Consider the following 11,973-nt stretch of genomic DNA (forward strand, 5'->3'; position numbering starts at 1 on the left):
CGATAAAATAGTATTCAAAATTTTATGTTATTATTTCACTTCTTCAGTGTTGCAGTAGATAACCTTGCAACTTTTTATTGTTTTGATGACTAAATTTGCAATTAAAAATTAATAAAGAGGTGAAAGTGTGGAGATATTTGAAACTCTACTCATATTTGTCGCACTAGTTATTGTGAGCTCCTTTGTACATACTTTCATACCTAAAGTACCTCTTGCACGCCATCGGGGCGCTGGCCGCGTTCCGCCTGCTGCCCCTGCTCGGCCAGGAATGGCAGATGATTACGCTGGCCCGCCGGGCACGCGGGCTGGACGCCGGCCGCAACCCGGTCGCCCGGTTGCGGCTCTTCGTCTCGACGGCGTTCGCGCTGCTGGTGGGGGCGCTGCGCAGGGGCGGGCGGCTGGCCACCGCGATGGACGCGCGCGGGTTCGACTCGGGGACGCCGCGGACCTTCGCACGGCGACAGGTCTTCACCGGGTACGACTGGCTGCTGGTCGGCTCGGCCCTGCTGATCGGTCTGCTGGTGCTCGCGGCGAGCGTCGCCACCGGAGTGTTCCGGCCGATCATCGGCTAGTTCACCGGATCGACACCCGGTGTTGGGATGCCTCCACGAGATTGATCCACATGGGTCACGGCCATCACCACCATCACGACCACGATCACTCGCCTGCGGACGTACCCGCGGCATTGGACCTGAGCGTCCCCGACTCCGAGCTGTCACCCGCCGACGTCTCCCGGCGTGGTTTCCTGCGCGGCGCCGGGCTTCTCGGCGCGGGCGCGGCAGCGACCGTGCTCGGCTCGCCCACCACCGCCGCCTTCGCCTCCGCCCCCGCCGGCCGCACGGACGACGGGCCGGCCTGGCTCGCCGGCGACCACCACATCCACACCCAGTACAGCTCCGACGCGCAGTACCGGGTGATCGACCAGGCCCGGCACGGCCGCGCCTACGGCCTCGACTGGCTGGTCATCACCGACCACGGCAGCAACGCCCACGCCAAGATCGGCGTCGAGAAGGTCAACCCGGACATCCTCGCCACCCGTGCCGAGCTGAAGGACCTGCTGACCTTCCAGGGTCTGGAGTGGAACATCCCGGCCGCCGAGCACGCCACGGTCTTCGTGCACCCCGGCCGCAACGAGGTCTCGGTGCTCAAGCAGTTCGAGCAGGCCTACGACGGCTCGCAGCTGCCGCCGGCCAACACCACCGAGCAGAACGAGGCCGCCGCGATCGCCGGCATCAAGTTCCTCGGCGAGCAGGTGCGCGCCCGCAAGGTCGAAGGCGCGCTGTTCCTGGCCAACCACCCGGCCCGGCGCGGCATCGACTCCCCGCACGAGATCCGCAACTGGCGCGACGCCGATCCCACAGTGGCGATCGGCATGGAAGGCGCGCCCGGGCACCAGGCCGCGGGCATCCCGGCGCCGAACGGCCGCGGCGGCGCGCGCGGGTACTACGACAACAGCCCGTCGGCGGCGTCGTTCCCCGGCTACCCGCTGGAGGCGTACCGGACGTGGGGCGGTTTCGACTGGATGACCGCCACGGTCGGTGGGCTGTGGGACAGCCTGCTCGCCGAGGGTCGCGCCTGGTGGGTGACGGTCAACTCGGACAGCCACGTGAACTATCTCGACCAGTCCGACCGCGGGCCGGGCAGCGACTTCGAGGCCAACGGCAGATACAACGACCCCGTCTACACCGGCGTCGTCAACACGTCGGCCGGTGACTTCTGGCCGGGGTTCTACGGGCGCACCAACGTCGGTGCGCGGGCCCGGTCGTACCGCGCGGTGATGGACGGGCTGCGCGACGGACGGGTGTGGGTCGACCACGGGCGGCTGATCAAGGGCCTGGACATGCGGGTACGGTCCGGCGGCGGCGCGGGCGTGCCGATCGGCGGGGTGCTGCGGGTACGGCGGGGCGCGACCATCGAGCTGGTCCTCGACATCGACCTGCAGGACGTGCCGAACTGGCGGCAGTTCGTGCCGGTGCTGTCGCGGGTCGACGTCATCGCCGGCACGGTCACCGGGCCGGTCGCCTCCCGGGACGCCTTCACCGCGCCGGACACCAAGGTGGTGAAGTCGTTCGAGATCGCCCCCGGGGGGCGCGGGCGGGTGTCGTTGCGGTACTCGTCCGGGCGGTTTGACCGGCCGTTCTACCTGCGGGTGCGGGGGACGGACGGCAAGCGTACGCAGCCCGGGCTGCTCGGCGCGGCGGTGGACCCGCACGGTCCGGCGCTGGACGCGATCGGCAACGCCGACCCGTGGGGCGACCTGTGGTTCTACACGAACCCGATCTGGGTCCTCCCCCGATGACCTTCGACTCCGCGGGGACTTCGTACGTCCCCTCTGGAACGGGGACCTTTCGCTGGTTCTCACCGTCGTACCGGCCCATGACAGAATAGTCGTTCCGTTCGAAACAAGGCACCCAACGCCCTGCTGTGCCGCGCACTGAGCCTCCGCTACGGTGACCGCCATGTCCCAGGTCTCCGTGTTCTTCGTCGACGCCGGAACGGGTGAGACGTTCGCCCGCAGCGACATGCCGGCGGGACAGGTGCCGGTGACCTTCGCCCCCGCGACGACGGTGCAGATCGGCGACGACTCGTGGGAGGTCGAGCGGGCCGACTACGTCACGGATTCGCGGCTGGTGCTCACGGTGCGCCGGCTCTCGACCATGCCGCCGCGCGAGATCCTGTACTCGCTGCCGTCCATCGCCGACGGGCTTCCGCCTGCCGGGCCCGGTCACTCCGGCGAGCCCGTGCTGGACCTGCACGAGGACGACTGGCGTCAGGTCGAGCTGGTGTCCAGCGCGCTGGGGCCGCAGGTGTCCGCGGAGTTCGACGAGATCGAGCGCGTCCTCTCCGCCCAGGCCCAGCACGACGCCGAGGGCCGGGTGATCGGTTACCGCAACATCCACCTGCGGTCGTTGACGTCGCTGGTGACGCCGGTGCCGTGGCCGGGCCGCGACACCGGCGAGGTCCGGCTGGGCGGCTCGCCGGTGGCGGGTTCCTTCGCCCACAACCTGGGCGGCGCCTGGTGCTACGGCGTGGCCGGCCCGGCCGGCGCGACGGTGGTGGGTCTGCACCCGAACGCGACCCCGGTGGCGGCGTCGCTGCGCCCGCTCCTGGTCGAGCACGACCTGCTGGTGGTCGACTGGTGCCGCCGGGTGATCCACTGAAGCCCCGGGATCAGCCGGTGAAGATCACCGTGCCGTAGTCGAGGAAGCCGACGCTCAGTTCGAGCTGAAGATCCTTCTGGCCTTCCAGGCCGTAGCCCATCCACCAGGTCACCGACTTGCCCGGCAGCACCTTGTTGTCCGGCGCGTCCAGGCCGTCCTGGTAGACCGACTCGCCCTCGGTGCCGGCGGCGGACGCCGCGCCGGTGGTGAGCGCCGGGTCGAAGATCTCCTTGGTGTTGTTCTTGAAGGTCGCCTTGAACTTGAGATAGACGGGCTTCTTCTCACCGACGACGGCATACCGGTCCGGCGTGAACTTGACGGGCTTCCCGACGGTCAGCGTGCTGCCGTCCTTGAACTTCACCGCCTGCCCGAACCGGTACACACCCCGGTCGCCGCTGCCGGCCTTGTCGCCGCCGGCCTTCTCACCGGCCGCCTCGGCGGCATTGCCGGCGGTCTCTCCGGTGTCGGCGCCGCCCCCGCTGCACGCCAGCATCATCGCCGCGACCAGCGCCCCACCGGCGACCATGATGCTTTTGTTCCACTTGTTCCCGGCCATCTGCAGCGCCCTTCCAATCCCCGATTTCGTGCGTCGCCTGACCAACGCGGGGCCGCGCTTCCCGATGTGCGCCGGACGGTCCGTCTACCCGCACGTTCGACGGGCGGCGGGTAGCCGTTAGGTCGAGCCGGACCGGCGCCGTCAGGACCGCGACGAGCGGCCCGGGCGCGTCGCTCATGCCTGCAACGGCCTCGTGCGCGGGCGGACGATGCGGCTGGTGATGCGCCAGCCGCTGTCGCGGCGCTCGACGGTGTCCTCGTACGTGACGCTTCCCACCGACCCGTCGGCCATCACGCCCAGGGCTCAACGTCATGCCCAGTACCGTAGAGGCCCCGGCAGCGGGATCTTGGTGGGCGGGGCGCGGCGAGGGACGATGGCGGCATGCTGGTTGCGTTTTCGGTGACGCCCATCGGGGCGGGGGAATCGGTCGGGGATGCGGTTGCCGAGGCGGTGCGGGTGGTGCGGGCCTCCGGGCTGCCCAATCGCACGGATGCCATGTTCACCACCATCGAGGGTGAGTGGGACGAGGTGATGGCCGTCGTCAAGCGGGCCGTCGACGTGGTCGCCGAGGCGGCGCCACGGGTCAGTGTCGTGCTCAAGGCCGATGTGCGGCCGGGCGTGACCGGGGCGCTGGAGGCCAAGGTCGAGCACGTCGAGCGCAGGCTGGCCGAGTAGTGCGCACCCTGGTCATGTGGGACATCGACGGCACTCTGCTGCGCGGCGGCGGGCTGGCCTGGCGGGCCTGGCAGGCGGCGTTCGCCGAGGTCACCGGTCGCGAGTGGCGGGAGACGCCGCACATCGGCGGGCGGACGGATCTCGACCTGTGCGCCGAGGTGTTCAGCACGCACGGCGTCACGGACTGCACGCCGGAGCGGTTCTTCGAGCGCTATGTCGAGTTGGTCCTGCTGGAGCAGCATCTGTTCGCCGAGCAGGGGTGGCTGATGCCGGGCGTGCGCGAGGTGCTCGCGGCCCTGGGCGACGAGCCGGATGTGGTGCAGACCCTGGTCACCGGCAATCACCCGGTGGTCGCCGCGGCCAAGGTCGGCGCGTTCGGGCTGGCGGACGCCTTCGACGCCGAGGTCGGCGGGTACGGCACCGACGACAGCGTGCGGGCCACCCTGGTGCGGCGCTGCCTGGAGCGGGCCGGCCAGAAGTACGGCGAGCAGTTCCGCGCCGTGGTGGTGGGCGACACCGGGCATGACGTCGACGCGGCGCTGGCCAACGGTGTGACCGTGGTGGCCGTGGCGACCGGCGGGGTGAGCTCGGACGAGCTCGCCGCCGCCGGCGCGCATCACGTGCTGCCGGATCTGTCCGACGTGGACGCCGCGGTGCGCCTGATCAAGGCTTGACCGGGTTGGGGACGGCTCCGCCGAAGCGGCGGTCGCGGCTGGCGAAGAGCTCGCACGCATACCAGAGGTGGCGGCGGTCGAAGTCGGGCCACAGGGTGTCGAGGAAGACCAGCTCGGCGTACGCCGACTGCCAGAGCAGGAAGTTCGACGTACGCTGCTCCCCCGACGGCCGCAGGAACAGGTCCACCGGCGGCACCTCGGGGTGGTAGAGGTACTTGGCGATGGTCCGCTCGTTGACCTTGTCGGGCTTCAGCTTGCCGGCCGCCACGTCCCGGGCGATCGCGGCGGCCGCGTCCGCGATCTCCGCCTGGCCGCCGTAGTTGACGCAGAACTGCAGCGTGAGCGTCTTGTTGCCGCGCGACATCTCCTCGGCCGTCTGCAGCTCGCTGATCACGCTTTTCCACAACCGGCCCGCGCGGCCCGACCAGACCACGCGGACGCCCAGGTCGACCAGCTGGTCGCGCCGGCGCCGGATCACGTCGCGGTTGAACCCCATCAGGAAGCGCACCTCCTCGGGCGACCGCTTCCAGTTCTCGGTCGAGAACGCATACGCCGACAGGTACGGGATGCCCAGCTCGATGGCGCCCTCGATGGTGTCGAAGAGCGAGTGCTCCCCCTGCTCGTGCCCCTTGGTCCGGGACAGCCCGCGCTCCTTGGCCCAGCGACCGTTGCCGTCCATGACCAGCGCGACGTGCTTGGGCAGCGCGTCCCGCGGGATCTCCGGCGGCGTGACACCGGAGATGTGCGGTGTGGGCGGACGTGGGCTCACGGCGCCACCTTCGTTCGCGACTGCGGGGCTCGCAAAACCGGCTCACTCCTCGCGCTCACGGACTCTCCCGTCGATCGACCAGCGGCAGGGAGCGCATCGCCCGCTCCATGTGCCATTGCAGGTGTGCCGCCACCAGGCCGCTGCACTCACGGCGGACCGGTGACTCCGCGGCGTCGGCGACCTGCCAGTCACCGGCGGTCAGGGCGGCCATCAGGCCGATCGTGGCGGGGGCGGGATGCGCCGCGCCGGGCGGGCGGCAGTCGGGGCAGACCGCCCCGCCGGCCGGCACCGAGAAGGCGCCGTGCCGGCCCGGGTCGCCGCAGACCGCACACTCGGTGAGCGCGGGCGCCCAGCCGGCCGTGGACATCGCCCGCAGGAGGTACGCGTCGAGCACCAGCGTGCCGGCGTGCTCGCCGACCGCCAGCGCCTTGAGCGCGCCGAGCGTGAGCTGGAACAACCGTAGCGACGGCTCGCGCTCGATCGGGGTGAGCCGCTCGGCCGTCTCGGCGATCGCGCTGGCCGCCGTGTATCTCGGATAGTCACCGAGGAACTGCTTGCCGTAGAGCGCCACCGCCTCGACCTGACTCACCGAGTGCAGCGAGCTGCCCACCCCCTCGGGCGACCCGGCGAGCTGCAGGTCGACGTGGCCGAACGGCTCGAGCCGGGCGCCGAAGCGCGACATCGTGCGCCGCACGCCCCGGGCCACCGCGCGCAACCGGCCGTGCCGCCGGGTCAGCAGCGTGATGATGCGGTCGCTCTCGCCGAGCTTCTGCACACGCAGGACAACCGCGTCGTCACGGTAGAGCTGGCGGCGATATCCGGCGGTGGGCACCCGGCCATTCTGCCTGTTGGGTACGACAACCAGGGCAGCCGACCCTGAGCCGTCTCAGGGTGATTTCGGGGGCGGCCTGGGTGACCAACCCGATGGCGTGCCTGTGAACGCCGGTCATAGCGTCTACAGCATGACCCGCCGCGCGCTCGCCGCCACCCTGATCGCCGCCGCCGCTGCCACCACGCTCGCCGGATGCGGCGGGGTCGGCGCCACGCTGACCTTCAACGACGTGGAGAAGGTCAAGATCACCGAGATCAAGATGGTCGGCGACAGCGGCGACGTGGCGGTCAAGACCGCGGCCATCGCGGAAACGCGGATCACCCGGATCATCCAGCACAGCTCCGATCCCGGGCCGTCGTACAAGGTCGAGGGCACGGTGCTCAGCATCGACACGAACTGCGGGGCGGACTGCCGGGCGGACTACGACATCACCGCGCCGGAGGGCGTCAAGGTCACCGGGAAGCTGTCATCGGGGGACATCGGCCTGACCGCCATCGGGTCGGCCGACGTAACGGTGACCTCCGGCGACATCCTCGTCCAGGGCGCCACCGGCGACGTCCGGGCGGTGGCCACCTCGGGCGACCTGAACGTCACGCAGGTGGCCGGGAAGACCACGCTGCAGTCGACCTCCGGCGACGCCCGGGCGCTGGACGTCCGCGGCCCGGTCGACGTGCGGGTCACCTCCGGCGACGTCACCGTGCACTCACGGGCGCAGAACTCGATCACGGCGAACGCGACCAGCGGCAACGTGGATGTCACGGTGCCCCGGGGCGGCTACCGGATCAACATCGACGCGAACTCCGGCGACGAGGCGATGACCGACCTGGTGCCGGATCCGGCGTCGAAGTTCACGCTGGACCTGCACGCCGGCAGTGGCGACGTGACGCTGGTGGCCGATCCGGCGGCATGATCGGTGGATGACCGCGTTCTATCTGCCGCTGGGTGACGACCGCTACGAGCCGACGACGTCGACCGAGAGTCCGTGGGACTCGAGGATGCAGCACGGCGGCCCGCCCGCCGCCCTGCTGGGACATCGGATGTCCCAGGACGGCCTGCGGCTGACCCGGATCTCGCTGGACTTCCTCGGCCCGATCCCGCGCAAGCCGCTGTCGATCGAGGTCACCACGCTCAAGCCCGGCCGGCTGACCGCTCTGGTCGAGGCCCGGATGGTGGTCGACGGCAGGACCGCGGTGGTGGCGCGCGGCTGGCACATCGCGGCCGGCCCGAAACCGCCGGTGGTCACCCCGCCGGTGACCCCGCCGCCGGTGCCCGCCGACGCCGGCGGTCACGGCCTGCCCGGCTGGGGCTACGGCGACGCGATCGAGTGGCGGTTCCGTGAGGGCGGGTTCGGGCGGTACGCCGGGCACGCGGACGTGTGGACCCGGGTGCGGCATCCGCTGATCGAGGGCGAGGAGATCACCGGGACGGCCCGGGCGCTGATCGTCGCGGACTCGGCGAACGGCTTGTCGGCGGCGCTCGACATGGGCACGTGGCTGTCGATCCCGCCGGGGATGACGACCACGCTGCTGCGGCCGGCCGACGGCGAATGGGTGCACCTGAGGTGCCGTACCGAATTGACCGGTGACGGTCTCGGGCTGTGCACCGCCGAGCTCGCCGACGAGGGCGGCCGGATCGGCGTGGTCAGCCAGCCGCTACTCGTTCGTCAGCGTCAGCCGGGTGGCCCGACCGGCGCGACAGCCAGATGAACGGCAGCGCGAGCGCCCCCAGCCCGGCCGAGAGAGCGAAGGACGCCGGGTAGCCCCACGCGTCCGCAGACCGGCCGAGCAGGGGCTGCGCCGCCGCGCCGCCGGCCGACGACATCAGCGAGTCGAAGGACAGCAGGGTGGCGCGCTGCCCGGAGGGGATCATCCCGTTCAGGTACGCCTGCCGGACCGGCGTCTCGGCCGACCACGCCACACCCCACACCACGATCAGCCCGAGCACCGCCCAGAAACTGGGGATCAGCGCCATCAACAGGACGGACAGCACGCCGACGGCCGACAGGGAGAAGATCATCGAGGTGCGGCGGCGGAACCGGGCACGAATGTAGGGCGCCAGCAGACCGCCGCCGATCTGCGCGGCCGCCAGCAGCGCGGCGGAGAGGCCGGCCACGGCGTAGGCCGAATCGTCCCCCCAGAGCTCGAGCAGGTGCGGCTGCAACGCGTAGCCCACGTAGATGCCCACGCCGCCGACCGCCAGCCCGGCGATGAGAAGCCAGCGCACCGGGCGCTCGCGCAGGCCGTACCGGGCCGAGTCGCCGGCGATCCTGCGTACCTCATGGAAGTAGCCCTGCGCCCGCTGCGGCGTGAACCCCAGGTCGCGCATCAGCAACGCCGCCACCACGAACATCACCACCAGCACCGCGGCCCGCAGGACGTACGGCGCGCCCAGCCCCAGCCACTGCGCCAGCAGGCCACCGCCGGCCGAGCCGATCAGCATGCCCGCGCCCATGAACACCTGCCCGCGGGCGAACACCGGGTCGAGCGGCCCGTCGTCGCCGGTGGCGTGCAGCGCGTCGACCAGCCACGCCTCGACCGCGCCGGAGAAGAACGTGAAGCCGAGCCCGATCAACGCCGACGACACCGCCCACGCCCAGAACGGCCCCTGCACCGACCACAGCCACACGTAGAACATCGTGGTGATCGCGAGCGTGACCGTGCCCAGCAGGAACGACGCGCGCCGGCCCCAGGAGTCGGCGACGATGCCGGTCGGCACCTCGAAGAGCACCATCCCGGCGGTGAAGAACGCGTTCGCCGTGAACGCCTGGAAGTTGCTCAGCCCGGCGTCCAGCAGGAAGATCGTGTTGACGCCCCAGATCAGCGATGCGGCGATGGTGTTGCCGAACCCCAGCACGTAATACGTGCGCCTGACCTGTGCGGGCGTCGAGATCATGCCACAGGTTAGTCCCGGGCGAGGGCGGCCGCGGGCGCACGGCGGCCCTGCACGTTGTGATGATCCGGCCGGGCCCGCAGCGGCCGCGGCTCGGCGTGCACGACGTGCGGCCTGACCGGACGCGACGGCAGGCCACCGCCCGGCACCAGCACCGGCCGCCGCCCGCCGGCCCAGTCCTCGACCCAGCCCACGGCGAGCACCACCAGGGCCAGCATGGACAACACCACCACCATCCGCCAGGCGATGCCGAGGTCGCCGCGGACCGGCCAGCCCGCCGCCTCGCCGGCGTGCGTGACCACCACGATGATCGGCACGTGCCAGAGATAGATCGTCAGCGCCCGCGAGTTCAGGATCGCGATCCAGCGCCGCGGCTTGAGAACGGGCGAGAACCGCAGCAGCACCAGCACGAACGCCAGCGACCACAGGGCGTTGCCGAGCGGATCGTCGTTGATGTCGAGGCCACGCGGACCGGGGTGTGTCACGATCCAGCACGCGGCGACGACCGCCACCACGCCGGCGACCCACAGCAGCCGGCGGTCCTTGAGCTTGCCGTCGTGGTGCGCGAAGCCCAGCAGCCAGGCGCCGCCGTAGAGCGCTAGGTCGCGCACGATCGGATGCGGCGTCAACCCGGCGAACACGATCACCGCCAGCCCGATGTACGGCGTCATCACCGACACCACCGGGAACCGGCGGAAGATCGGCAACAGCAGCGGCGACAGCAGCACGAACCACAGGAAGTCACGCAGATACCAGGTCGCGCTCAGCGCCTCGGTCCACACCCCGCCGGCCCACGGATCCTCGATCGGGAAGAACCAGAGCAGCAGTCGCCAGTCCCAGACCAGACCGTCAAGCATCATCGCGGGCACCGCCACCAGCGACAACACCCACAGCGACGGCAGCAGCCGGCGCAGGCGGCGCTCGACGGCGAGCGGACCCGACCGGTCCAGCGAGGCGGCCATCATCGAGCCGCCCAGCGCGAACATCACGGACATCGCGGGGAACACGACGGTCAGTGCCGACCATCCGGTGACGTGATAGACGACGACCCGGGCCACCGCCGCGGCGCGGAGCAGGTCCAGGTAGCGATTCCGCATTGCTACAGAACTATCGAAGTCGGCTTCCTCGGGCAAACCAGCGTGACTAAACCCACATATCCGATTGAGATAGGTGAATTAGAACCCAAGTTTCCGGAGCTGCTTGGGGTCACGCTGCCACTCCTTCGCGACGCGGACGTGAAGGTCCAGGTAGACGCGACGACCGAGCAGGGTCTCGATCTCACCGCGGGCCTTCGTACCCACTTCCTTCAGCCGCGAACCGCGGTGGCCGATCACGATCGACTTCTGGCTGTCCCGCTCCACGTACACGTCCGCGAAGATCCGCACCAGGTTGCCCTCGTCCTGCATCTCCTCGACCAGCACCGCGATCGAGTGCGGCAGCTCGTCCCGCACGCCCTCCAGCGCCGCCTCCCGGATCAGCTCCGCGATCAGCACCTGCTCCGGCTCGTCGGTCAGCACATCGTCCGGATACAGCTGCGGCGACTCGGGCAGATGCCGCACGAGCACGTCGACCAGCGTGTCCACCTGATGCCCGGAAACCGCACTCACCGGCACGATCTCCGCGAAGTCGTACAACTCGCTCACCGCGAGCAGATGCTTCGCCAACACCTCGGGACCGACCAGATCCACCTTCGTCACCACCGCGATCACGGTCGCCTTCAGCGCGCTCACCTCCGCCGAGATGAACCGGTCACCACGCCCGATCGGCTCGTCCGCCGGGAAGCACACCCCGATCACGTCGGTCTCGCTCCAGACCTCCTTGACCAGGTCGTTCAGCCGCTCCCCGAGCAGCGTCCGCGGCCGGTGCAGCCCCGGCGTGTCGACCAGCACCAGCTGGGCGTCGCCCCGGTGCAGGATCCCGCGGATCACGTGCCGGGTGGTCTGCGGCTTCGACGACGTGATCGCGATCTTCTGCCCGACGATCGCGTTCGTCAGCGTCGACTTGCCCGCGTTCGGCCGCCCCACGAAACACACGAACCCCGCGCGATAGACGTCGTCCGCGGCCTGCTGCCGCGCCACCGCTTTGTGGGTGTGCTGCTTCTGAGGGGTACGCCGCCCCTCCGCCTCCGCCGATGCCGGGGCCCGGCGGCTCCGAGGCTTGCGCGGCTTCCTGACGCCCTTGCCGTCCCCGGCCGGCCGCGCCTCGGCCTTCCCCGCCCGGCCGGTCGCGCCCGCCGACTCCTCGCGGTCCGTCATGCGGTGACCGTGCCGAGCAGCGACCCATCCGGCGCCGCCACATGGACCGGCGCGTCGGCGTTCAGATCCCGCACCGCCGCGTGCCCGGCGCCGTCGAGCGTCGACGCCTCGGTCACCACGGCAGCCGCCTCGAGCGACTTGGCCCCGGCCGCCGCCGCCGAC

The 11,973-nt window shown here is 70.5% G+C and carries 12 protein-coding genes and 2 pseudogenes; 7 read left to right on the plus strand and 7 right to left on the minus strand.

The features are described 5' to 3' along the window. Window positions 1-224 precede the first annotated feature (224 nt). The 3 genes and pseudogenes from AB0M20_RS09165 to AB0M20_RS09175 all read left to right on the plus strand — a co-directional run. A pseudogene (locus AB0M20_RS09165) lies at window positions 225-572 on the plus strand (energy-coupling factor transporter transmembrane component T); the annotation flags it as partial. A gap of 50 nt (window positions 573-622) precedes the next feature. Further along, window positions 623-2,299 carry a histidinol-phosphatase gene (locus tag AB0M20_RS09170; RefSeq protein WP_364296137.1) on the plus strand — a complete coding sequence of 559 codons (1,677 nt, stop codon included), beginning with the start codon at window positions 623-625 and terminating at the stop codon, window positions 2,297-2,299. Window positions 2,300-2,459: 160 nt separating this feature from the next. Then, window positions 2,460-3,161, plus strand: coding sequence for a hypothetical protein (locus AB0M20_RS09175; RefSeq protein ID WP_364296139.1), 702 nt, complete (start codon window positions 2,460-2,462; stop codon window positions 3,159-3,161). Window positions 3,162-3,171: 10 nt separating this feature from the next. Here the strand turns inward: AB0M20_RS09175 and AB0M20_RS09180 are convergent, their stop codons facing one another. Next, on the minus strand, window positions 3,172-3,717 hold the full coding sequence (locus AB0M20_RS09180; protein ID WP_364296141.1) for a hypothetical protein: 546 nt from the start codon (window positions 3,715-3,717) through the stop codon (window positions 3,172-3,174). A gap of 381 nt (window positions 3,718-4,098) precedes the next feature. Between AB0M20_RS09180 and AB0M20_RS09185 the strand changes: the two genes are divergently transcribed. Both AB0M20_RS09185 and AB0M20_RS09190 read left to right on the plus strand, forming a co-directional pair. Continuing rightward, complete coding sequence (locus AB0M20_RS09185) at window positions 4,099-4,392, plus strand: MTH1187 family thiamine-binding protein (protein ID WP_364296143.1); 294 nt, start codon at window positions 4,099-4,101, stop codon at window positions 4,390-4,392. Beyond that, a complete protein-coding gene (locus tag AB0M20_RS09190) occupies window positions 4,392-5,066 on the plus strand; it encodes an HAD family hydrolase (RefSeq protein ID WP_364296145.1) in 675 nt (224 codons plus the stop codon). The genes AB0M20_RS09185 and AB0M20_RS09190 overlap by 1 nt, the downstream gene beginning before the upstream one ends. On the opposite strand, the gene AB0M20_RS09195 is transcribed toward AB0M20_RS09190, so the two are convergent. Beyond that, on the minus strand, window positions 5,056-5,835 hold the full coding sequence (locus AB0M20_RS09195; RefSeq protein WP_364296147.1) for an isoprenyl transferase: 780 nt from the start codon (window positions 5,833-5,835) through the stop codon (window positions 5,056-5,058). The genes AB0M20_RS09190 and AB0M20_RS09195 overlap by 11 nt on opposite strands. Before the next feature lie 55 nt (window positions 5,836-5,890). Then, complete coding sequence (gene recO, locus AB0M20_RS09200; protein ID WP_364296149.1) at window positions 5,891-6,667, minus strand: DNA repair protein RecO; 777 nt, start codon at window positions 6,665-6,667, stop codon at window positions 5,891-5,893. A gap of 130 nt (window positions 6,668-6,797) precedes the next feature. Between recO and AB0M20_RS09205 the strand changes: the two genes are divergently transcribed. Continuing rightward, complete coding sequence (locus AB0M20_RS09205) at window positions 6,798-7,577, plus strand: DUF4097 family beta strand repeat-containing protein (protein ID WP_364296151.1); 780 nt, start codon at window positions 6,798-6,800, stop codon at window positions 7,575-7,577. 7 nt (window positions 7,578-7,584) lie between these two features. Further along, complete coding sequence (locus AB0M20_RS09210) at window positions 7,585-8,373, plus strand: thioesterase family protein (RefSeq protein ID WP_364296153.1); 789 nt, start codon at window positions 7,585-7,587, stop codon at window positions 8,371-8,373. On the opposite strand, the gene AB0M20_RS09215 is transcribed toward AB0M20_RS09210, so the two are convergent. From AB0M20_RS09215 to AB0M20_RS09230, 4 genes and pseudogenes are all read right to left on the minus strand, one after another. Next, on the minus strand, window positions 8,309-9,559 hold the full coding sequence (locus tag AB0M20_RS09215; protein ID WP_364296155.1) for an MFS transporter: 1,251 nt from the start codon (window positions 9,557-9,559) through the stop codon (window positions 8,309-8,311). The genes AB0M20_RS09210 and AB0M20_RS09215 overlap by 65 nt on opposite strands. Window positions 9,560-9,567: 8 nt before the next feature. After that, complete coding sequence (locus AB0M20_RS09220; protein ID WP_364296157.1) at window positions 9,568-10,653, minus strand: acyltransferase; 1,086 nt, start codon at window positions 10,651-10,653, stop codon at window positions 9,568-9,570. Between the two features lie 78 nt (window positions 10,654-10,731). Then, entirely contained in the window at window positions 10,732-11,811 is a 1,080-nt protein-coding gene (gene era / locus AB0M20_RS09225; protein ID WP_364296159.1) for a GTPase Era, read from the minus strand. Then, window positions 11,808-11,973, minus strand: a pseudogene (locus AB0M20_RS09230) (cytidine deaminase); the annotation flags it as partial. The gene era and the pseudogene AB0M20_RS09230, both read right to left, overlap by 4 nt.

The organism is Actinoplanes sp. NPDC051633 (assembly GCF_040681735.1).
Classification (GTDB): Bacteria; Actinomycetota; Actinomycetes; order Mycobacteriales; family Micromonosporaceae; genus Actinoplanes.

Bases quoted from the DNA above. Each gene is read 5' to 3' on its own strand.
- AB0M20_RS09170 (WP_364296137.1), top strand. From the start codon at position 623: ATGGGTCACGGCCATCACCACCATCACGACCACGATCACTCGCCTGCG.
- AB0M20_RS09175 (WP_364296139.1), top strand. From the start codon at position 2,460: ATGTCCCAGGTCTCCGTGTTCTTCGTCGACGCCGGAACGGGTGAGACG.
- AB0M20_RS09180 (WP_364296141.1), bottom strand. From the start codon at position 3,717: ATGGCCGGGAACAAGTGGAACAAAAGCATCATGGTCGCCGGTGGGGCG.
- AB0M20_RS09185 (WP_364296143.1), top strand. From the start codon at position 4,099: ATGCTGGTTGCGTTTTCGGTGACGCCCATCGGGGCGGGGGAATCGGTC.
- AB0M20_RS09205 (WP_364296151.1), top strand. From the start codon at position 6,798: ATGACCCGCCGCGCGCTCGCCGCCACCCTGATCGCCGCCGCCGCTGCC.
- AB0M20_RS09210 (WP_364296153.1), top strand. From the start codon at position 7,585: ATGACCGCGTTCTATCTGCCGCTGGGTGACGACCGCTACGAGCCGACG.
- AB0M20_RS09215 (WP_364296155.1), bottom strand. From the start codon at position 9,559: ATGATCTCGACGCCCGCACAGGTCAGGCGCACGTATTACGTGCTGGGG.
- AB0M20_RS09220 (WP_364296157.1), bottom strand. From the start codon at position 10,653: ATGCGGAATCGCTACCTGGACCTGCTCCGCGCCGCGGCGGTGGCCCGG.
- era (WP_364296159.1), bottom strand. From the start codon at position 11,811: ATGACGGACCGCGAGGAGTCGGCGGGCGCGACCGGCCGGGCGGGGAAG.